General features: G+C 70.0%; 22 protein-coding genes. 13 read left to right on the top strand and 9 right to left on the bottom strand.

The window, feature by feature from the left end:
- Positions 1–2: 2 nt before the first annotated feature.
- On the top strand, positions 3–404 hold the full coding sequence (locus ABWV20_RS07755; RefSeq protein WP_353354311.1) for a cytochrome c oxidase subunit 4: 402 nt from the start codon (positions 3–5) through the stop codon (positions 402–404).
- Positions 405–665: 261 nt separating this feature from the next.
- Here ABWV20_RS07755 and ABWV20_RS07750 read toward each other — a convergent pair whose 3' ends face one another.
- The 5 genes from ABWV20_RS07750 to ctaE form a co-directional block, all read right to left on the bottom strand.
- Positions 666–1,019, bottom strand: coding sequence for a metallopeptidase family protein (locus ABWV20_RS07750; RefSeq protein ID WP_353354309.1), 354 nt, complete (start codon positions 1,017–1,019; stop codon positions 666–668).
- A gap of 153 nt (positions 1,020–1,172) precedes the next feature.
- Positions 1,173–2,903: a cytochrome bc1 complex cytochrome b subunit gene (qcrB, locus tag ABWV20_RS07745; RefSeq protein WP_353354308.1), complete on the bottom strand. Its 1,731-nt coding sequence runs from the start codon at positions 2,901–2,903 to the stop codon at positions 1,173–1,175.
- Positions 2,900–4,009 carry a cytochrome bc1 complex Rieske iron-sulfur subunit gene (gene qcrA / locus ABWV20_RS07740; protein WP_353354307.1) on the bottom strand — a complete coding sequence of 370 codons (1,110 nt, stop codon included), beginning with the start codon at positions 4,007–4,009 and terminating at the stop codon, positions 2,900–2,902. Before qcrA ends, qcrB begins: the two co-directional genes overlap by 4 nt.
- Before the next feature lie 64 nt (positions 4,010–4,073).
- A complete protein-coding gene (gene qcrC / locus ABWV20_RS07735) occupies positions 4,074–4,880 on the bottom strand; it encodes a cytochrome bc1 complex diheme cytochrome c subunit (RefSeq protein ID WP_353354306.1) in 807 nt (268 codons plus the stop codon).
- A gap of 73 nt (positions 4,881–4,953) precedes the next feature.
- Positions 4,954–5,613: an aa3-type cytochrome oxidase subunit III gene (ctaE, locus tag ABWV20_RS07730; protein ID WP_353354305.1), complete on the bottom strand. Its 660-nt coding sequence runs from the start codon at positions 5,611–5,613 to the stop codon at positions 4,954–4,956.
- A 220-nt stretch (positions 5,614–5,833) separates the two neighbouring features.
- Between ctaE and ABWV20_RS07725 the strand changes: the two genes are divergently transcribed.
- Together ABWV20_RS07725 and trpD are read left to right on the top strand one after the other, a co-directional pair.
- A complete protein-coding gene (locus tag ABWV20_RS07725) occupies positions 5,834–6,292 on the top strand; it encodes a PleD family two-component system response regulator (protein ID WP_353354303.1) in 459 nt (152 codons plus the stop codon).
- A gap of 13 nt (positions 6,293–6,305) precedes the next feature.
- A complete protein-coding gene (gene trpD, locus ABWV20_RS07720; protein ID WP_353354415.1) occupies positions 6,306–7,358 on the top strand; it encodes an anthranilate phosphoribosyltransferase in 1,053 nt (350 codons plus the stop codon).
- 27 nt (positions 7,359–7,385) lie between these two features.
- Here the strand turns inward: trpD and ABWV20_RS07715 are convergent, their stop codons facing one another.
- On the bottom strand, positions 7,386–7,670 hold the full coding sequence (locus ABWV20_RS07715; protein ID WP_353354302.1) for an Lrp/AsnC family transcriptional regulator: 285 nt from the start codon (positions 7,668–7,670) through the stop codon (positions 7,386–7,388).
- Positions 7,667–9,469 (bottom strand): DEDD exonuclease domain-containing protein, encoded by a 1,803-nt coding sequence (locus ABWV20_RS07710; RefSeq protein WP_353354300.1) that lies wholly within the window; start codon positions 9,467–9,469, stop codon positions 7,667–7,669. Before ABWV20_RS07710 ends, ABWV20_RS07715 begins: the two co-directional genes overlap by 4 nt.
- A gap of 158 nt (positions 9,470–9,627) precedes the next feature.
- On the opposite strand from ABWV20_RS07710, the gene ABWV20_RS07705 reads away from it, so the two are divergent.
- Both ABWV20_RS07705 and ABWV20_RS07700 read left to right on the top strand, forming a co-directional pair.
- Positions 9,628–9,879, top strand: coding sequence for a hypothetical protein (locus ABWV20_RS07705; RefSeq protein ID WP_353354298.1), 252 nt, complete (start codon positions 9,628–9,630; stop codon positions 9,877–9,879).
- Between the two features lie 31 nt (positions 9,880–9,910).
- Positions 9,911–11,245, top strand: coding sequence for a hypothetical protein (locus ABWV20_RS07700; RefSeq protein ID WP_353354296.1), 1,335 nt, complete (start codon positions 9,911–9,913; stop codon positions 11,243–11,245).
- 3 nt (positions 11,246–11,248) lie between these two features.
- Here the strand turns inward: ABWV20_RS07700 and ABWV20_RS07695 are convergent, their stop codons facing one another.
- Positions 11,249–13,039 carry an AMP-dependent synthetase/ligase gene (locus tag ABWV20_RS07695; RefSeq protein ID WP_502901767.1) on the bottom strand — a complete coding sequence of 597 codons (1,791 nt, stop codon included), beginning with the start codon at positions 13,037–13,039 and terminating at the stop codon, positions 11,249–11,251.
- A 269-nt stretch (positions 13,040–13,308) separates the two neighbouring features.
- Between ABWV20_RS07695 and ABWV20_RS07690 the strand changes: the two genes are divergently transcribed.
- From ABWV20_RS07690 to ABWV20_RS07675, 4 genes are all read left to right on the top strand, one after another.
- Positions 13,309–13,752 (top strand): SRPBCC family protein, encoded by a 444-nt coding sequence (locus tag ABWV20_RS07690; protein WP_353354293.1) that lies wholly within the window; start codon positions 13,309–13,311, stop codon positions 13,750–13,752.
- Positions 13,753–13,992: 240 nt separating this feature from the next.
- Positions 13,993–14,145: a hypothetical protein gene (locus tag ABWV20_RS07685; RefSeq protein WP_353354292.1), complete on the top strand. Its 153-nt coding sequence runs from the start codon at positions 13,993–13,995 to the stop codon at positions 14,143–14,145.
- Positions 14,142–15,110 carry an ROK family glucokinase gene (locus ABWV20_RS07680; protein WP_353354291.1) on the top strand — a complete coding sequence of 323 codons (969 nt, stop codon included), beginning with the start codon at positions 14,142–14,144 and terminating at the stop codon, positions 15,108–15,110. The genes ABWV20_RS07685 and ABWV20_RS07680 overlap by 4 nt, the downstream gene beginning before the upstream one ends.
- Positions 15,107–15,877, top strand: a complete 771-nt coding sequence (locus ABWV20_RS07675) for an endonuclease/exonuclease/phosphatase family protein (RefSeq protein ID WP_353354290.1) — start codon at positions 15,107–15,109, stop codon at positions 15,875–15,877. The genes ABWV20_RS07680 and ABWV20_RS07675 overlap by 4 nt, the downstream gene beginning before the upstream one ends.
- A gap of 22 nt (positions 15,878–15,899) precedes the next feature.
- Here ABWV20_RS07675 and ABWV20_RS07670 read toward each other — a convergent pair whose 3' ends face one another.
- Complete coding sequence (locus tag ABWV20_RS07670) at positions 15,900–16,514, bottom strand: hypothetical protein (RefSeq protein WP_353354288.1); 615 nt, start codon at positions 16,512–16,514, stop codon at positions 15,900–15,902.
- Positions 16,515–16,594: 80 nt separating this feature from the next.
- On the opposite strand from ABWV20_RS07670, the gene ABWV20_RS07665 reads away from it, so the two are divergent.
- From ABWV20_RS07665 to ABWV20_RS07650, 4 genes are all read left to right on the top strand, one after another.
- A complete protein-coding gene (locus tag ABWV20_RS07665; RefSeq protein WP_353354287.1) occupies positions 16,595–17,470 on the top strand; it encodes a lysophospholipid acyltransferase family protein in 876 nt (291 codons plus the stop codon).
- A gap of 44 nt (positions 17,471–17,514) precedes the next feature.
- Entirely contained in the window at positions 17,515–18,654 is a 1,140-nt protein-coding gene (gene macS / locus ABWV20_RS07660; protein ID WP_502901768.1) for a MacS family sensor histidine kinase, read from the top strand.
- Positions 18,651–19,328, top strand: coding sequence for a response regulator (locus ABWV20_RS07655; protein WP_353354283.1), 678 nt, complete (start codon positions 18,651–18,653; stop codon positions 19,326–19,328). The genes macS and ABWV20_RS07655 overlap by 4 nt, the downstream gene beginning before the upstream one ends.
- 89 nt (positions 19,329–19,417) lie before the next feature.
- On the top strand, positions 19,418–20,860 hold the full coding sequence (locus ABWV20_RS07650; protein WP_353354281.1) for a class II 3-deoxy-7-phosphoheptulonate synthase: 1,443 nt from the start codon (positions 19,418–19,420) through the stop codon (positions 20,858–20,860).

Here is a 20,860-nt window from a genome sequence, read left to right as displayed (position 1 = left end):
CGATGCGCGTCGAGACCAAGCTGTTCTTCTACCTGCTCGCGTTCTTCGCCCCGGTCACCCTGGTCTACGGCTTCTGGTCGGACTGGAAGGAGCCGATCGGTGTCGTCGCCCTCACCCTGACCGCCGGTCTGTTCCTGCTGACCGGCTTCTACTTCTGGATGACCGGCAAGAAGCTGCCCCTCCGCCCCGAGGACAACGCCAGCGGGGAGATCGAGGAAGCGGAGGGCAACTACGGCTACTTCGTGGCCAGCTCCTGGACGCCGCTCTGGCTGGCCGGCGCCGGGGCCATCATGTTTGCGGGTCTGGCGATCGGCTGGTGGCTCTTCATCATCGGCGCCTTCTTCGGTGTCGTCGCCACGGTCCTCTGGGTCTTTGAGTCCTTCTCCGGCAAGTACTCCATCTGACTCGTCACCACCCAGCTCGAAGCCCCTGCGGTCGCTCGCGGGGGCTTCGCCATGTCGCCCAGGCATGCGTGAGGGGGAAGGATCAGTGATCCTTCCCCCTCACGGAGACCTCAGGATGTCACGGCCCCTCGGGCTCTCGGTGCGATCGTCTGGGAGAGAACATTGGATAGCACCTCCGTCCGATCCTGTGGTGACTGTTCTTCGACCGTAACCCGGACCGCCGGTCCGGTAAAGACCCCAGTCGCGATGCTTTCGCTCGGCTCAGCCCCACCCCAGCTCGTGCAGGTGCTCGTCGTCGATGCCGAAGTGGTGCGCGATCTCGTGCACGACCGTGATGGCGATCTCGTCGCGAAGCTCGTCCTCGGAGCCGCACATGCGCTCCAGCGGGCCTTGGTAGATGGTGATCCGGTCTGGTAGCGCACCTGCGGCCCACCATCCGTCCCGCTCGGTGAGGGGGGTGCCGTCGTAGACCCCGAGGAGGTCGGGGTCCTCCGGGGGCGGCTCCTGCTCGATCAGGACGACGACGTTGTCCATGGCCTGGGCCAGCTGCGGCGGGATGCTGTCGAGCGCGTCCGACACCGCTGACTCGAACTGGTCGTCACTCAGGTGCTGCACCAGGGGAGTCTCGCACGCCGGGGAGTGCCTCGGCTGCCAGGGCGCCCGGTGTGACCTTGCGCGGCGCCCCACGACCTCGAGGGGTAGCGCCGCGCAAGGAGGCCCCACCACGGCTGCCGTGGTGGGGCCTCCTCATGGAGCGATCAGGACATCTCAGGGCCGCCCGGCAGGCTCGATCGCCTCGGGCTCCAGAATCTCCTCGTGCGCCGCTTCGACGTCGTGCGCATGGTGTGCCGCCTCGAGCTCGGACGGAGTGGCGACGGGCACCCGGTCGCGGAAGTAGAAGTGCGAGAGCTTCGCGCGCAGGCGGTCCTTGCGGGCTGCGGGCCGCGCGACTCCGTTGGCATCCACCTCGTGGGTGACCTGGAACGGCTCGAAGACCTCGTGCTGCACCAGCGGCCACCGCTCCGCCGGGGTGAGCGGCGCGTGGATCTCCTCGAAGCGACCATCCGCATGCCTCCAGATGGTGCCCGTCTCGCGGCCGTGCAGAACCTTCTGACGGTCAGCGCGCTGGAGGCTGAGACAGATCCGCTTGGTGATCCAGAAGGCGATCGGCGGGCCGATGAAGAAGAGCAACCTCAGCGCGTTGGTGATGTCGTTGATCGACAGGTGCAGCTTGATCGCCATGAGGTCGTTGCCCGCAGCGAACATCAACACCGCGTACATCACGATGCCGGCAACACCGATCGCGGTGCGGGTGGGGGCGTTGCGCGGACGGTCGAGCAGGTGGTGCTCCCGGTTGTCACCCGTGACCCACTTCTCGACGAAGGGATAGATCCCGATGAGCGTCCACATGGCCGGCAGCAGGATGAGCGAGAACGGGAAGATGTTCATGCTCCACGTGAAGCCGCCCCATGACTCGAACTCGAGCCAACCCGGGACGAGACGGAGGGCCCCGTCGGCGAAGCCCATGTACCAGTCAGGTTGGGATCCGGCGGTGACCGGCGACGGGTCGTACGGCCCGTAAGCCCAGATCGGGTTGATCGTCACGACGGCCGACACGAGGGCGATGACACCGAAGACGATGAAGAAGAAGCCGCCCGCCTTGGCGATGTAGACCGGCATGAACGGGTAGCCGACGACGTTGTTGTTGGTCCGGCCGGGCCCGGGGTACTGCGTGTGCTTGTGCACGAACACCAGGAGGATGTGCGCCGTGAAGATCGCCACGAGAATCGCGGGGATGAGCAGGACGTGCACCGAGTAGAGACGCGGGACGATCGACTCACCGGGGAAGGCGCCGCCGAAGATGAAGTAGGACAGGTACGAACCGATGACGGGCGCGGACTGGACAAAGCCGTTCATCGCTCGGATCCCCGTGCCCGACAGAAGGTCATCCGGCAGTGAGTAGCCGGCGAAGCCTTCGATGGCGGCAAGCAGCGACAGGATCGTGCCGAAGACCCAGTTGATCTCTCGGGGCTTGCGGAAGGCGCCCGTGAAGAAGACCCGCGCCATGTGGACGAACACCGCGACGACGAAGATCAGGGCGGCCCAGTGGTGGATTTGGCGGATCAGGAGCCCACCGCGAATGTCGAAGGAGATCGCGAGGGTCGACCGGTAGGCGTCGGAGACGACGACACCCTGGAGTGGGACGTAGGAGCCGTCGTAGACGACCTGGGACTGGCTCGGCACGAACCAGAAGGTCAGGAACACGCCCGTCAGCAGGCACACGATCATCGAGTACATCGCGATCTCGCCGAGCATGAACGACCAGTGGTCGGGGAAGACCTTCTTGAGCAGGTAGCTGGTGCCCTTCGCCGCGCCGGTCCGGTCGTCGAGCCAGCCGGCGATGCCGCCGAGCGGCTTCTGGTCAGCGCGCCGCTGCTCGGCCGCTCGGTCGCCATCGCGCAGTTCCGCGGCGTGACGGGGCTGGTAGGTGGCGCTCATCGCTTACGCTCCCAGAAGCTCGGTCCGACGGCCTCGGCGAAGCCTTCGGGCGCGACGAGGTACCCCTCGTCGTCCACGGTGATCTTGAGTTGCGGCAGCGCACGCTTGGCCGGACCGAAGATGACCTTGCAGTCCTCGGTCAGGTCGAAGGTGGACTGGTGGCAGGGGCACAGCAGGTGGTGGGTCTGCTGCTCGTAGAGGCCGACGGCGCAGCCCACGTGCGTGCAGATCTTGGAGTAGGCGACGACCCCGTCGACACCCCAGTCCCGTGCCTTCTGGACCTTGATGTCGTTCGGGTCGAGGCGGATCAGGATGACCGCGGCCTTGGCCTTGCCCTCGAGAACGTGGCGTCGCTCGTCGATGGAGTGTTGGAGCGTCTCAGGCATCACGTGGAAGACCGAGCCGTTCGTGACCTCCTCCAGCTTGATGGGGGTCATCTCGGGATCCCGCATCAGGCGGATCGGCTTACCGTCGTTGTGCTCGGGATCCCACAGGGTCTCCTTGAGCTCCCCGACCGTGACCGGCCCGAGGGAGCCGGCGATCTGCAGGCCAAGGGGGAGCGCGAACAGGCCCAGGGCACCACCGAGCGAGTACTTGAGCAGCGGGCGCCGCGTGAGCCCGGTCGACTCGGCACCGTCGCTGACGACGGCCACTGCGTCGGCGCGAGCCTCCGGGGTGGAGGCTTGGGCGTGGCGCTCCTCGACGATCTCCTCGTCGGACATCAGGGTCTTGGCCCAGTGCACGGCGCCGAGACCGATGAAGAGGATGGAGACCCCGAGCGACAGCCCCAGCACGACGTTCTGGATGCTGGCCTTGCCGACGCCGGGAAGGAAGAACGTCGCCTCGTCACGGATCGCGAAGTAGCTCACGACGAAGACCAGCGCACCGAGCATCGAGATCCCGAACATCGTCGCCACCTGGCGCTCCGCCCGCTTGGCGGCTGCCGGGTCGATGTCGGCGGCACGGTGAACGTGCGGCGGCAGACCAGGGTTCTCGAACGTGTCCGGTCCGGCTGCCAGCGACGCCGGCAGGACCTGACCGTCACCGGAGGCAGGCACGAGGGCGCTGCTCTCGACCGGTGCCGCGGTGGTCTGGTTGTCGTTCATCGGTTGGATGTCCTGTCGCTCATGATCCGGACGGTGTGGTGATGGCGGTGGGGGATGCCGCGCGTCATGCGGCCTTCTTGCCGAGCCAGACTGCGGCACCGATGAGGATGCCGAGCATGAAGACCCAGGCGAAGAGGCCCTCCGACACCGGGCCGAGGTTGCCGAGGGTGAGGCCGCCGACGTTCGTCGCGTCCTCCTGCGCCTTCAGGTAGGAGATGACCTTCTGCTTGGCCTCGGGGTCGAGGTTCGTGTCGCTGAAGACGGGCATCGACTGCGGACCGGTGACCATGGCTTCGTAGATGTGCTTCGGCTCGACGCCGTCCAGTCCGGGGGCGTACTTGCCCCGGGTGAGAGCACCGCCGGCGCCGGCGAAGTTGTGGCACATGGCGCAGTTGACCCGGAAGATCTCGCCACCCTCTGCGATGGCGCGGTTGTTGTCCTCCGTGCCGGGCTCGAGGACGGTGGTGGCCTCCTCATCGGGGACGGCCGGCCCGGGGCCCAGCGAGGCGACGTACGCGGCCAGCGAGGCGATCTCGTCCTCGTCGAACTTGACCTCGTTGCGGGGCGCCTGGACGGCGGGCTGGGCCATCGGCATGCGACCGGTGCCGACCTGGAAGTCGACGGCTGCGGCGCCGACTCCGACGAGCGAGGGCCCCGAGGCTGTGCCCTGGGCATTCGTGCCGTGGCAGGACGCGCAGTTGCCGAGGAAGAGCTTCTGACCCTCGTCCACGGAGGCCGTGGCGACGGACGCGGAGGCGTTGGCGTCCTTGGGGGCGATGAAGGAGTATGCGCCGCCCATGATGAGCAGACCGACGAGAATGAGCAGCGCCATCGCGGCGGGGTGTCGTCGGCGTGCGGCCAAGGCATTCACTGTGAGGTCCTGTCGTCCGTCGGTGCTGTGCGAGTGGTGCTGGTCGGGCGAGCCGGGCGTGGCGAGCTCCCCGTCATCGGAGGATGTAGATGGTCGCGAAGAGGGCGATCCACACGACGTCGACGAAGTGCCAGTAGTACGAGGTCACGACGGCACCGGTGGCGTTGGCATGCGTGTAGCGCCGGGTCGTGAAGGTGCGCCCGATGATGAGCAGGAAGGCGAGGAGTCCGCCGGTCACGTGGAGGCCGTGGAAGCCGGTGGCCATGTAGAAGACCGAGCCGTAGGCGTCGGAGCTGAGGGTGACGTTCTCGTGGACCAGCTCGGCGTACTCCATCACCTGGCCGGCGATGAAGAAGGAGCCGAAGAGGTACGTGAGGACGTACCACTCGCGCATGCCCCAGCTCCTGATGTCGAGCAGCGACCCCGTGCGTGCCTTCTGTCCACGCTCGGCCTTCCAGACGCCGAGCTGGCACCAGACCGAGGAGACGACGAGCACGATGCAGTTGATCGTCGCGAAGGGGAGGTTGAGCTTCTCCACCTGCTCCGCCCAGAGCTCGCCCCGCACCGATCGGAGCTGGAAGTACACCGCGAACAGCCCCGCGAAGAACATGAGCTCGCTCGAGAGCCACACAATGGTGCCGACGGCAACCATGTTGGGGCGGGTCGCCGGTCCATGACCCACGGTCGCTACTGCGCTTGAAGGTATTGCTGATGCTGTCGCCACGTCGGTCATTATTCCCATAATCCACGATGCGTGTGCCAGCGACCCCCGGTTTTCGGTCAGGTCCTGATGATTTCGTGACGTTGCCGCACTTCAGGGGCCTGCCCGGCGTCCTTCCAGGGTGCCCGCGCTGCCTCCCGCACGGGGGGCCGGTCGCCGGACGCGCGGGGCCTGGGCTGGTCGCCGGAGGGCGACGCCTGACGGGAAGCGGGCGGCCGGTAGCATCGACAGCATGACCGCCTCGAACGAGATCGCCACCGAGACCAAAGCGGGGAGCCCCGGCCCGACGCCCCCGCACCAGGTGAGTGTGCTGCTCTACAGCGACGACATTACGACGCGTGACGCGGTGCGTGCCGCGGTCGGTCGCCGCCCCGCGAAGGACGTCGAGGTGGTTCGGTGGTTCGAGTGCGCCACGGCCGCGGCCGTCGTCAGCGCCGTCGAGGGCCAGCACTTCGACATCCTCATCCTCGACGGCGAGGCGGCCAAGGTCGGCGGCATGGGTCTCGCTCGCCAGCTCAAGAACGAGATCTTCAACTGTCCGCCGATCATCGTGCTGACCGGTCGTCCTCAGGACTCGTGGCTCGCGGCCTGGTCGATGGCGGACCTCGCCGTCCCCCACCCGCTCGACCCGATCGCACTGACCTCAGCGGTCGCGCTGCTCGCACGCGCCGGCGCGCCCGCCTCCGCCTGAGCCGCGCCGAGTGATGACGCAGGACGCCGATCTGTCCTGGCCTTCCATCTACACCGACCTCGTCGCCGGTCGTGACCTCGACCGCGCAGCGGTCGAGTGGGCCATGTCGCAGATCATGGACGGCGAGGCGACGCCCGCCCAGATCGCGGGCTTCCTCATCGGCCTCCGGGCCAAGGGGGAGAGCGTCGAGGAGATGCGCGGCCTCGCGGAGGTGATGCTCTCGAGGGCCCACCGGATCGAGGTCGAAGGGCCCAGCCTCGACATCGTGGGCACTGGGGGGGATCGTGCCCACACGGTCAACATCTCGACGATGTCCTCCATCGTGGCGGCCGCCGCCGGCATCCGCATCGTCAAGCACGGCAACCGCGCGGCCTCGTCCTCGTCCGGATCCGCCGACGTCCTCGAGGCTCTCGGCATCGACCTGTCGCTGCCTCCGGAGCGAGTTGTCGAGATCGTCCACCAGGCGGGCATCACGTTCTGCTTCGCCCAGACCTTTCATCCCTCGTTCCGACACACGGCCGTTCCCCGCCGAGAGCTCGGAGTGGGGAGCGCCTTCAACTTCCTGGGTCCCCTGACCAACCCCGCCCAGCCGACCTATGCAGCGATCGGCTGCGCGGACGCCGGCATGGCTCCGCTGCTCGCCGGCGTCTTCGCCAGCCGCGGCAAGGACGCGGCCGTCTTCCGCGGCGACGACGGGCTTGACGAGGTGACGGTCTCCACCACGAGCACGGTCTGGTGGGTTCGTGCGGGGGCGGTGAGCGAGCGGATCGTGGACCCGACCAAGGTGGGTCTCGAGCTGCACCCGACCGATGACCTCCGTGGAGGCGACGCCGCCCACAACGCCCAGGTCGTGCGGGACGTCTTCGCCGGCGCGACAGGTGCCGTCCGCGACGCGGTGCTGCTCAACGCGGGGATCGCCCTCGCGCTCACGGGGCGCGACTCGGGCAACGACCAGACCTCCTTCGAGCGCGACCTGCGAGCCGGCATGGACCGGGCCGGCGAAGCGATCGACTCGGGGGCAGCCACCCGGGTCATCGAGCGGTGGGTCGAGGTCTCGCGGTCCTGAGCCGCCCACCGGCGGGCGTCGGGGCGGCTACTCGCCGTCCAGGCCGAGGCTGAAGGCCGCCTCCAGATCGTGGGACGAGTACGTCCGGAACGCGATGTGGGTCGACGTGCCGACGACGCCCTTGACCTTGCTCAGGCGGTCGGCGATGGTGTCCGCCAGATCCTCGTGGGCGCGGACGCGCACCATGGCGATGAGGTCGGCATCGCCGGTCACCGAATAGACCTCGGACACGCCGGGGATCTCGGCGATCTCCTCCGCAGCCTCGGGAATGCGGTTGACCTCACAGTTGATCAGGACGATGGCGGTGATCACGCCCCAACCCTATCCCGCGGCTGTCCCGCGCCTCGAAAGCGGGCGCGGGACCTCGCCCGGGGGCTCTCGAGCCCGGCGTCGCGGTCGAAACCGACCACCTCGTGCGCGGCCGCCACGGCAGGCTCGAGCTCGTGGCGCAATGCCCCCGCGCCTCCGACGGGGCAGGTCCAGGACCCGTCGAGCTCGACGATGCGGACACCGGGGGTCTCCAGCCAGCGGAGCAGGATCTCGGTCTCCTCGACGAGCGCCGCAGTCGAACCGGCAGCCGCCGCGCCGACCAGGGGAGCGAGGACGACCTCGGCGGTGGCCCGGAGGGTCTCGACGTGAACCATGGGATCGGCCCCGCGGGGACAGACCACCGTGCCGGCCAGCCGGCCGTACCGGATGCACACGATCTCCCAGCCGCCGGTCTCGTGTCGTCGGGCGGCGACGACCTCCCGCGCGCTGGTCAAGGGTGCGAGGCGTTGGGACCGCGCTGCCCCGCGGACCAGGTGCAGGAACCGGTCGCGGATCCGCGCAGCGTCCTCGAACCGCTCCTGGGCGGCGAGCTCCTCGAGCCGCGCGCGCAGCTTGTCGCCTCCGACGCGGGCGTCGCCGGCGAACAGCGCGGCACAGTCGGCGACGAGGCCGGCGTAGTCAGCGGGGGACTGAGCGCCGGTGCACGGCGACCCGCACCGTCCTAACTCGGCCAGGGCACAGGAGGACTCCTTGCCGGTGATGCGCTGGGTGCACTGCCGGAGCGGGACGATCTCGTGCACCGCGTCGACGGCGGCCTGGGCGTTGAGCCGCGACCGGAAGGGGCCGATGTAGTGGACACCGTCCTCGCGGACGTGCCGGACGATCGACAACCGGGGAAAGCGCTCGCTCGTGAGCTTGACCCAGAGGAGCCGTCGAGCGTTCTTGGACCGGCGGTTGAACCGCGGTTTGTGCTCGTCGATGAGTCGGAGCTCGCGCACCTGTGCCTCGAGAGCGGTCTGGCAGACGACCGGCGTGACGGACTGGGCGAGCCGGACCATGTCGGCCATCCGGCTCCGTTGCTCGGAGGCGGTGAAGTAGGTGCGAACCCGTGACCGGATGTCGCGGCTCGTGCCGACGTAGAGGACGCGGCCGTCGGCGTCCTTGAAGAGGTAGACCCCGGGCGAGTGGGGGAGCGCGTCGGCGAGGAAGCGCTTGCGTCGCTGCACCGGCGAGACGCGAGACGTGTAGCTGGCCAGCTCCTCGAGGGTGTGGACGCCGAGGTTGCCCACGCGCTCGATGAGGCCGTGGAGGACGTCGACGGTGGCGCGCGCGTCGTGCAGGGCCCGGTGGTCCGGAGTCGTCCTCGACGCGAAGACCCGGGCGAGGGACGAGAGCTTGTGGTTCGGCGCCTCGTCGCGGGTGACCAGGTGACGTGCGAGGGTCAGGGTGTCGAGCACGTCGAAACCCGGCCACGGGGTCCTCGTGCGAGCGGCCGCAGCCTTGAGGAAGCTGATGTCGAAGCCGGCGTTGTGCGCAACGAGGACGCTCCCCGCCGCGAACTCGAGAAAGGCAGGGAACGCCGAGTCGATCCGCGGCGCCTCGGCGACCATGGCGTCGGTGATCCCGGTGAGCACCGAGATGAAGGCGGGAATCGGCTCGGCCGGGTTGACCAGGGTCTGGAACTCACCGAGGACCTCGCCGCCACGAACCTTGACGGCGCCGATCTCGGTGATGCCGCACTGCTCCGGGCTACCGCCCGTCGACTCGAGGTCCACCACGACGAAGGTGACGTCCGCAAGGCGGGTGCCGAGGTCGTCGAAAGTCGCCTGGATCGCCTGCATGAGCTGACCGTATGCCGCTGGGCTGACACTGCTTCGGAGGCGCGGCGGGTGGTGGCCGGCTTCCCCTCCCGTCGCCGAGGCCCGGTGTGCCAGCGGTGTCAGTGGTCGCCCCTAGCGTGTTTCCCGACAGCTCGCAACGAGGAAGAAGGGCGGAGCCGATGATGCTCATCGACTGCCAGACCTGCCCCGTCAGGGACGTCCACTGCGCTGACTGCATGGTGACGGCCCTGGGGGCCATCCCGGTTGGTGCTCCCGTCGTCGACACGGGTCTGCCACTCGACCGCGCTGAGCGCCGCGCCGTGTCCGTGTTGGTCGCTGCCGGCCTCGTCACGCACGAGACCGCCAACGCTGCGCGTGCGGAGGCCGAGACGGGCCGCACGCCGATCCGACTGGGGAGGGCAGCGGTCTGATCAGTGGGTCGGCTCGTGCCACGATGACCTGATGGGACGCGCCGACCGCCGTGCAGTGGCCCTCGCGGGCGTGATCACGCTGGCGCTGGCGAGCGGGTGTTCGGCAGTCGCCGGGCCACCGACTCGAACCGTCCCGACCGGGTGGACCCAGGGCCGCGTCGTCCCGTCGCGAGTTGCGGTGGGACCGGATGCGTGGCTGGCGGCACGGACGTCTGCAGGCGAGCGGCTGATCCGCGCCCGGACCGCGGCGTTGGCGAAGGGGGACGTCCGGACCTGGCTGGCGGGCGTCGCGGGCGGTGCCCTCAGGGCCGAGCAGGAGCAGATCTTCGCCGGGATGCGGGCGATGGGAGCAGGACACACGCGGTTGCGGTCCATGGAGGAGACCGTGCGCCCCGGCGCTGCCGAAGCCGGCGTGGCGGTGGGCTGGACGATGCGGGCGACGTTCGACTACCGCTTGCGAGGGTTCGATTCCTCGCCCCGGACCTTCACCCTCGACCTCAGCTTCCGGGCGGACCCGGCTCGGCCCGCTGAGACGATCATTCTCACCGGGTCCCGTCCCGGAGACCGTCCCCAACCCTGGGACCTGCCCGGACTCGTGGTGCGGCGGTCGGGCCACACCTTGGTCCTGGCCTCGGGCAGCGAGACCGTGGCCGACGAGATCGCCCGCCGAGCAGCCCAGGCTGGTCGCCGGGTCGCGGCGGTGCTGGGGGCGACGGAGCCGGCCGTCTGGATCGCCCCGGCCGACGACGCCGAGGCCGCGCAGCTCCTCGGCCGCCCCGCGGCAGACCTCGAGGGGATCGCTGCGGCGGTCGACGGGCCGATCGCACCGGGGCGTGCCGCCGGCGCCGACCGCATCGTCCTGGTCCCGACGGCCTGGTCCGCCCTGACCGGGCCCGGCCGCGACGTGGTGATGGCACACGAGCTGACGCACGCCACGACGCGCCGTTCGTCCCTGCGGCAGCCACCGCTCTGGCTGTCGGAGGGCCTCGCGGAGTTCATCGCGTACCGCACCGTGGACCTTCCCGAGCGCGACCTGGTGCAGTCCGCTGTCGAGCGGCTCCGGGCGGAGGGCCTGCCGACCGACCTGCCGACCTCTCGCGACTTCGAGTCGGGTCCCGCGGGCCGCGCTGCCGCCTACGGTCTGTCGCTCCTCCTCGCGCGCACGATCGTCGAGGGTCATGGGACCGACGGGCTCGTCCGGGTCTTTCGCGCCGTCAACGGCGGCGCCCTGGTCCCCGGTCACGGGCGTTCGGATGCCGAGGCGGTGACGGATCACTTCCTGAGGACAGTGCTCGGCACCGACCGGCGCGAGCTGGTCGCGGCGTGGCGCTCGAGACTGTCGCGTCTCTCTACGGAGCGCCCGTGACGGTCAGGAGTAGAGCTTGTCCACCTCGTCCTCGAAGTCCTTGAGGACGATGTTCCGCTTCATCTTCAGCGAGGGCGTGAGGTAGCCGTTCGCCTCGGTGAAGTCGTCGGTCAGGACGGCGAACTTGCGGATCGACTCCGCCTTGCTCACTGCCTCGTTCGCCCGGTCGACAGCGTGCTGGAGCGCCTCGAGGACCTTCGGGTGGCTCCGGCCCTCCTCGATGGAGACGTTCTCGAGGCCGTGCGAGGCGGCCCACAGCGGCCACATCTCGGTATCGAGGGTGATCAGGGCTCCGATGAAGGGCTTCTGGTCACCGACGACGATGCACTGGGAGACCAGCGGGTGCGCCCGGAGCCGGTCCTCGAGCACGGCCGGTGCGACGTTCTTGCCGCCCGCGGTGACGAGGATCTCCTTCTTGCGACCGGTGATGCGCAGGTAGCCGTCGTCGTCGAGGTCTCCGAGGTCACCGGTGTGGAACCACCCGTCGCGGATGGACTCCGAGGTGGCCTGCTCGTTCTGGTGATACGTGCTGAACACTCCGACGCCCTTGACGAGGATCTCACCGTCGTCGGCGATGCGGACGGACGTGCCCGGAAGCGGGGGACCCACGGTGCCGATCTTCACCTTGTCCGGGACGTTGACGGCGATGGGTGCCGTGGTCTCGGTCAGCCCGTAGCCCTCGAGGATGTTGACCCCGATGCCCCGGAAGAAGTGCCCCAACCGCGTGCCGAGGGGAGCGCCGCCGGACACCGCGTAGCGCACCTGTCCACCCATCGCGGCCCGCAGCTTGCCGTAGACCAGCTTGTCGAAGAGCGCGTGCTGGAGACGGAGGCTGAGCCCCGGGCCGCCCTGGTCGAGGGCTTCGCTGTAGGCGATCGCCACGGTGGCCGCCCGGTGGAAGATCTTGTCCTTGCCGCCGGCCGCCGCCTTCGCTTCAGCGGCGTTGAAGATGCGCTCGAAGACGCGGGGGACGGCAAGGATGAACGTCGGCTTGAACGTGCCGAAGTCCTCCACGACCGCCTTCGCGTCCGCGGTGTGGCCCATGCGCACCGACGCGGCGACACACAGCACCTCGATGAAGCGGGCGAAGACGTGGGCGAGGGGGAGGAAGAGCAGCGTCGAGGAGCCGGGGGTGAGCACGACAGCGCCGAGCTTCTCGATCGCGTTCTCGGTCAGGTCGAGGAAGTTGCCGTGGGTGAGCTGAACCCCCTTGGGACGGCCCGTCGTCCCGGACGTGTAGATGATGGTCGCGACCGAGGAGCGGTCCAGGCCGGACCTCGCCTCCGCCAGTGCGGCGTCGGAGACGCCCTCGCCCACGGCCTTGAGGCGGTCGAGGCCACCGTCGTCGATCGTGAAGACGTCCTCGAGGCCCGACACGCGGTCCCGGACCTGCTCGACGATCTCACGGTGGCGCGCCGCCTCGACGGCCACGAGGCGGGCCGAGGAGTCGAAGAGGATCCACTCGACCTGCTCGGGGGACGACGTCTCGTAGATGGGGACGACGACTGCGCCGGCCGTCCACGCGGCGAAGTCGACCAGCGTCCACTCGTAGCGGGTCCGGGACATCAGCCCGATCCGGTCGCCCTGCTTGATGCCCGAGGCGACGAAGCCCTTGGCGAGCGCGGTCACCTCGGCGGCGAACTCCGACCAGGTGACGTGCCCCCAGGACCCGCTCGACTCCTTCCTGGAGAACGCGGCCTCGTCGGGCGAGGCTGCGGCGTTCCGCTGCGGCAGGTCGGCCAGCGTCCCTTCCGTGGTCGCGGGTGCGAGACGCGCGACGTCCATGTCCTTCACTGTGGCTCCTCCGCAGGCGGTCGGTGGTCGACTGTTCGGTGCACGATACCGGCGAGTAGGCGGGCGGCGGCGGCACCGGAACGCGACGTGGAACACACCGTGACCACCTCCTCGGTCCACGAGCCGGCTCGTGTCGAGACCATCTTCCACCCGGCGGCACGTCCTTCCCGTCAGCGGGCCCGCAACCGCGTGCCGCCGGTGTTGCGGTGTTGCGGTGTTGGGGTGTTGCTCAGCCTGACCGGTGCGGACGAGGCGATAGCCTTCGGCGCATGGCCGATCGCACGGAGTCCTCCATCGTCATCGACGCGTCCCCCGGGGAGGTGCTCGACATCATCGCGGACTTCGAGGCCTACCCGGAGTGGGCGAGCGAGGTCAAGCAGGTCGCCATCCTCGCCGAGGAGGGCGACGGCTGGGCGGACCAGGTCCAGTTCACCCTGGACGCGGGCGCCATCAAGGACACGTACGTCCTCGACTACGAGTGGGACATCGACGAGGACGGGACCGGAGTGCTCTCGTGGAGCCTGGTCCGGGCCACCGTCCTCAAGGCGATGAACGGCTCCTACACGCTCGAGGGCCTCGGCGACGCGACGAGGGTCACCTACCGGCTCACGGTCGACGTCAAGGTGCCGATGATCGGACTGCTCAAGCGCAAGGCCGAGAAGGTCATCGTGGACACGGCGCTCAAGGAGCTCAAGAAGCGCGCCGAGGCGTGACGCGTGGCTGAGACGAGGGACGAGGCCCACGTGAGGCCGCCAGGATCGGTGGCCGACGAGGCCGCCGCGCTGGCGGAACTGCTGGCAGAGCGAGGGTGGGGTGGCTCCAGCACGGGAGCCGGACGGTCGGAGAGCGCGCACGGCGGCGCTCGCAGCACCTCGCAGTGCACGTGCGGAGGGGCGCCGCCCGCCGCCTGTCGGTTGTGCCCGGTCTGCCAGCTCATCGCTTTCGTCCAGCAGGTGAGCCCCGACTCCCTGGAGAAGGTGGCCGAGATCGTCGACCTGGCGGCCACCGCTCTGCGTGACCTGGCGCAGGCCCAGCGAGACCGCGCGGGCGAGGACGTGCCCCGGCGGACCGGCGCTGAGACCTCCCACGGGGGGGACGCGCCATGAGCGGCAACCTGGCCATCGGCATCGACATCGGCGGCACCAAGGTCGCCGGAGGGGTGGTCGACGATCGAGGCGCCATCAGGCACCGGTCCAGGCGGGACACCCCCCACCGGTCGACGTCGCCGTCGGTCGTCGAGGACACCATCGTGGCGTGCGTCGAGGAGCTGCTGGCGCTGGTCGACCCGGCGGACGTCGTCGCAGTCGGGATCGGGGCCGCGGGCTTCGTGGCCGAGGACCGGGCGACCGTCCTCTTCGCGCCGCACCTGTCGTGGCGACAGGAACCACTGCGCGCCCAGCTGGCCGGGCGCATCCCCTGGCCGGTCACCGTGGACAACGACGCCAACGCGGCCGCCTGGGCGGAGCGGACGTTCGGGGCGGCCCGTGGGGAGTCCCACGTCATCGTCATCACGCTGGGCACCGGTATCGGTGGCGCGTTGATCATCGACGGCCAGGTCCAGCGGGGGCGTCACGGGATCGCGGGCGAGTTCGGGCACATGCAGATCGTTCCCGGAGGGGCCCGGTGCGAGTGCGGCAACCGGGGCTGCTGGGAGCAGTACGCGAGCGGCAACGCCCTGGTCCGCGAGGCGCGCGCGATGATCTCTGCCGGGTCGCCCGTCGTGGCTGACCTCCTGGGTCGGCTGGGCGGCGACCTGGCGGCGCTCAACGGCCCGGTCATCACCGACGCCGCGCGGGAGGGCGACCCCACCGCTCGGGAGCTGATCGCCGAGATCGGGGACTGGCTGGGCGTCGGCATGGCCAACCTGGCGGCAGCGTTCGACCCGGGCCTGTTCGTCATCGGTGGCGGTGTGAGCGCCGCCGACGAGCTGCTGCTCGGGCCCGCGCGTGAGGCCTTCAAGCGACAGCTGCCGGGACGGGGCTACCGTCCGGAGGCCCGCATCGTCCGGGCCCAGCTGGGCGCCGATGCAGGTCTGATCGGGGCTGCGGAGCTGGCCAGGTCCGGGCGATGACCTCGCCCGCGGTCTCGGCAGCTCCGCCGGGCGCACCGGCACCGGACGGCGAGCCGTCGCCCGATGTCGCCCGGACGTCCCGACCCGAGGACGCACTCCGCGTCATGAGCTACAACGTGCAGGACTTCACAGCGGACGGTGCGGCCGCTGTCCGGGTCGTGCGGGCCGTGCAGCCGGATGTCCTCTGTCTGCAGGAGGTGCCCCGGCGGCTCACCACCGAGTTCCGCCTGCCGGCCTTCGCGCGGGCATGCGGGCTCTACTGGTCCGGGGGGCGTCTGGGCACGGGTGGCACGGCCGTCCTGACCACACTGCGTCTGCGGGTGCACGCAACCACGGCACGTCGTCTCCGAGTCAGGTTCCCCGACCGGACGCGTGGCTTCGCGTCCGTGCTCGTATCACGTCCCGGGCACGCACCCGTGACCGTCGTCAGTGTCCACCTCGGCCTGCGCGCCGACGAGCGCATCCAGCACGCGGACGTCATCCTCGAGGGCCCGCTGCAGCGCACGCTCGTCGCCGGAGACCTCAACGAAGCAGCCGATGGGCAGGCGTACGCGCGCTTCGCCGCTCGCTTCGGCCTGGCGTCGAACGGGCAACCCACCTTTCCGTCCGACCGCCCGCACGCCGCTCTCGATGTGATCTTCGCAAGCGCCGACCTGAGGACCCGGTCGGCCTCAGCGGCGGAGCGGGCCGGACTCGACGTCGAGGACCTCGCCGCAGCGTCGGACCACCGCCCGATCTGGGTCGACGTGTTGCCCGACTCGCCGTGACGTGGGCCGCCAGTCGACCGGCTTAGACCCTCGTGCCGTCGTCGAAGGGGTCCCGTTCCGTTCCGCCTCGAAGGACGAGCAGGACGAACCCGACGACGATCATGGTGATCGCGGTGATGATCCACCAGGCACTGCCACCGCGGTCGAAGAACAGGACATAGAGGAGCAGCAGGGTCCCGCCGCCGAGGCCGCCGACGATGGCCCAGAACATCGGGTCCTCCTCAGCGGTCGGCAGATCCATCTCGGTCGGCGGCGTGAAGTGGTCCTCGTCGCCGTCGGCGAGACTGTCGTCACTGGCACCATCCGCACCGGCGCCCACCGACTCGAGGAGGTCGTCCACGTCGTCGTGAAGGGGCTCGGAGCCCCGCCAGACGTGCGCGGTGGTCGGAGCGATCGGGAGGTTCAGACCTGCATCCTTGATCGGCCCACCTGGCATGGGTGGCGAGGGTGGCGAGGGTGGCGAGGGTGTCGCGGGCGCCGAGGGGTCGGCTGGCTGCTCGGACGACGTGCTCGGCGCGGAGGTGTCGGGGATGGCCGGGTCGGAAGATCGCGTGGTGGGTCCCTGCGGGTCGGGAGCTTCGGAGTCCCACCCCGCGACGATGCGCTCGAACTCCGCCTCGAGGTCCCGGTCGTTCACGACACAGATCCTCGCACGGCGTACCGGCCGGGCGCGAGTGTCGTAGGCTGCTCGCGGCAGACGTGGGAGGTGGTGCGGGCTTGTTCTACTGGGTCATGAAGACGATCGTCCTGGGGCCGATCCTCAAGCTGCTCTTCCGCCCGTGGGTGGAGGGAGAGGAACACCTGCCCGAGGAAGGGCCCGCGATCCTCGCGTCCAACCACCTGTCCTTCTCCGACTCGATCTTCCTGCCCCTCATCGTCAAGCGCCGGGTCACCTTCCTCGCCAAGAGCGACTACTTCACGGGCCGCGGCATCAAGGGGTGGCTCACGAAGGCCTTCTTCAAGGGCGTCGGCCAGCTTCCCGTCGACCGCTCCGGCGGCAAGGCGAGCAGCGCGGCCCTCAGCTCCGGCCTCCGGGTCCTCCGACGGGGCGAGCTGCTCGGCATCTACCCGGAGGGCACCCGGTCGCCGGACGGCCGGCTCTATCGCGGGCGCACGGGGGTGGCTCGGATGGCCCTGGAGTCCGGTGCGCCGGTCATCCCCGTCGCGATGATCGACACGGACAAGGCCCAGCCCCCGGGGAAGCTCACCCCGCGCATCATGCGGGTCGGGCTGCGGATCGGCAAGCCTCTCGACTTCTCGCGCTACGAGGGCATGGAGGACGACCGCTTCGTCCTGCGCTCCATCACCGACGAGGTCATGTACGAGCTGATGCTCCTGTCCGGACAGGAGTACGTCGACATGTACGCCACGTCGATGAAGGACCGCCTCGTGGCAGCCGCCCGCGCCAAGGCGCGGGGGATCCACGAGGCGGCGATGCCGGGCGGGGCGGCACCCGACACCAACCCCGACACCAACCCCGACACCGACCCTCACACCGACCCTGACACCGCCGAGGCTGGCCCGACCACCGAGCGCACCGGCACCGGCACCGCCGGGACGGACGGCCCCGGCGACGCCGAGGCTGCGTCCTGACGCCCATGCGGACCGGTCGGGCCAACCCGCCCCGCGAGCAGCTCCTGTCCGCAGGAGCGCTCGCCGACGAGCACGCCCTCGTGCGTGGCCTCTGGCGAGCCGTGGATGTGTTCCGGGTGCTCGCCCTGGCCTATGCGGCCCACTCGTTGTGGTTCCGCCGGGGCGACGTGGCCGACCTGCGGCTCGCGGTCGCCGTGCTCGCGGTCCTCGCGGTCTGGACGGTCGTCCAGACCGTCCGCCCCCTTCGGACCGAGCGGGCCTACCTCCTCGAGCTCGCGCTCGGCTGCGGGGCGATCCTCGCGACGCGCCTGGTGGACCATGACTGGGTGATCACCGCAGGGGCCAAGACGATCCCCTCGATCTGGCCGTCGGCGGCGATCGTCGGCTGGGCGATCCTTCGCGGCTGGCGGGGCGGTGTCATCGCCGCCGCGGCCGTCGCGGCGGCCTCCTTCATCGAGGTCATCGCGCCCACGGGAAACACCGTGACGAACTCGATCTTCGGCCTGCTCCTCGGTGGGTGCCTCGGCTACTGCGTCGATCTGGCTCGGGCCAGTCACGCTGCCCTTGCCGAGGCGATGCGCCGCGACGCCGGCCGCGCCGAACGGGACCGGCTGGCCCGGACCGTCCATGACGGTGTTCTCCAGACGCTGGCCTACATCAACCGGCGCGCACAGGACCTCGGTGGTGACGCCGCGGCGCTCGGGGCGATGGCGGGGGAGCAGGAGCGCATCCTTCGGGCTCTGGTCAGCCATTCGGACCTCGACGAGGTCAGCCGTGCGGTCAGCGGCGACGCCGACCTGCGCTCCCTGCTCGCCCACGTCGAGCGTGACGCGACCCATCTGGTCGCCCCGGCGGAGCCCGTCCTCCTGCCGCGCCGGGTCGGCGACGAGCTCCTCGCGGCCGTCGAGGCGGCCCTCGACAACGTGCGCAAGCATGCCGGCGCCGGTGCGGAGGCCTGGGTGCTCGTCGACCAGGACGGGCCGGAGGTCGCCGTGACGATCCGCGACTCCGGCCGGGGCCTGGCCCCGGGCCGCCTCGACGAGGCGCGGGACGAGGGGCGGCTCGGCGTGGTGTCGAGCATCACCGGCCGCGTCGAGGACCTCGGCGGGAGCGCCACGGTGGCAGCCGGGCCCACCGGGGGCACGACCGTGGAGCTCCGCGTCCCGTCCGGGAGGAGCAGATGAGGGAGGACGCCGTGATCCGCGTCGTCGTCGCCGACGACCATCCGATGTGGCGCGATGCCGTGGCCCGGGATCTGGCGGACGCGGGCTTCGACGTCGTGGCAACGGCCGACGACGGACGCTCGGCGGTCAACCGGAGCAGGGCAACGCAGCCCGACGTGCTCGTCCTCGACCTCAACCTGCCCGGTCTCACCGGCCCCGAGGTCTGTGCCACCCTCTCCGCGGACTCCCGCTCCCCGCGCATCCTCATCCTGTCGGCGAGCGGTGACGCCCAGGACGTCCTCGACGCGGTCAAGGCCGGCGCGCTCGGTTACCTGGTCAAGTCGGCGGGACGGGACGAGTTCCTCGCGGCGGTCCGCTCGACGGCCGCGGGGGAGCCGGTCTTCACCGCTGGCCTCGCGGGTCTGGTGCTCGGAGAGTTCCGCAGGGTCCGGGCGCAGACACCGAAGGACAACCCCCGCCGCGCCGTCCCGGAGCTGACCGACCGGGAGACGGAGATCCTCAAGTACGTCGCAACCGGCATGGGCTACAAGGAGATCGCAGCAGCCCTCTTCCTCTCGCACCGCACGGTGCAGAACCACGTGCAGAACATCTTCGGCAAGCTGCACATGAACAACCGGGTCGAGCTGGTCCGCTTCGCGTTCGAGCACGGCATCGACCCGGCCGATCCCGTGTGAGGTTCCCCGTCCGGTGACGGCCGCGGCACCCGCGGAGCGTGCGCCGCGGAGCCGGCCCAACGGCATACTGCCCTCTAGGAGGTTTCGGGATGCGGACCCGGGCGGGAGCACCCCCGAACGGCGTCTACGCTGAACAGGTGACAATGACCACCGACACCGCCGCCGGCCAGGGCATCACGGGCGCCGCAGCGGGAGCCGAGGCCTTGGCCGCTCTCAACGCAGCGGCGACCGACCTCGAGGCCGCGCAGCAGCCGACCTGGCCCGACACCGCAGCCCTCTCCGAGGTGGTCGCCACCCTCGCGTCGTATCCACCCCTCGTGTTCGCCGGCGAGTGCGACCAGCTCACCCAGCGGATGGCCGCCGCCTCCGTGGGTGAGGCCTTCGTCCTCCAGGGCGGCGACTGCGCCGAGACGTTTGCGTCGGCAACCGCCGACAACATCCGTGACCGGATCAAGACGATCCTCCAGATGGCCGCCGTGCTCACCTACGGTGCCAGCGTCCCGGTCGTCAAGGTGGGCCGGATGGCGGGGCAGTACGCCAAGCCGCGGTCGTCGTCCGTCGAGACCCGGGAGGGCGTCACCCTGCCGGCGTTCCGTGGCGACATCGTGAACGACTTCGCCTTCCACGAGACCGCACGCCAGCCGGACCCGCAGCGGCTCGTCCGCGCCTACCACGCCAGCTCCGCCACCCTCAATCTCGTGCGCGCCTTCACGACCGGTGGATACGCCGACCTGCGCTACGTCCACGAGTGGAACCGGGGCTTCGTCGCGAACTCCGCGAACGCGCGCTACGAGAAGCTCGCCCACGACATCGACAAGGCCATGCGTTTCATGGCGGCGTGCGGTGCCGACTTCGAGGCGATGCGCACGGTCGAGTTCTACGCGGCGCACGAGGCGCTGGTGCTCGACTACGAGCGCCCGCTGACCCGCATCGACTCGCGCAGCGGACGGCTCTACGACACCTCCGGGCACTTCGTGTGGGTCGGCGAGCGGACCCGTCAGCTCGACGGTGCGCACATCGACTTCGTCTCGCGGATCAGCAACCCGATCGGGGTCAAGCTCGGGCCGAAGGCCGACATCGACGAGGTGCTGCGCATCATCGACAGGGTCGACCCCGACCGGACTCCCGGGCGCCTCACCTTCATCACCCGGATGGGCGCGGGCACGATCCGCGACGCACTGCCCGCGCTGGTCGACAAGGTGACCGCGTCGGGAGCGACGGTGACGTGGATCTGCGACCCGATGCACGGCAACACCTTCGAGTCGTCCACCGGCTACAAGACCCGCGACTTCGAGGACATCGTCGAGGAGGTGCGTGGCTTCTTCGAGGTGCACCGCTCCCTCGGCACCGTCCCCGGCGGAATCCACGTCGAGCTCACCGGCAACGACGTCACCGAGTGCCTCGGAGGCGCCGAGAAGATCATCGACTCCGACCTCGAGAAGCGCTACGAGTCGGTCTGCGACCCTCGCCTCAACCATCAGCAGTCGCTCGAGCTGGCCTTCGTCGTCGCCGAGATGCTCGGACAGGGCTGA

It is taken from the genome of Intrasporangium sp. DVR (genome assembly GCF_040365325.1).
Lineage (GTDB): Bacteria > Actinomycetota > Actinomycetes > Actinomycetales > Dermatophilaceae > Intrasporangium.
The sequence above is the reverse complement of the archived record's forward strand: the minus strand, read 5'-3'. Positions and strand labels throughout refer to the sequence as shown.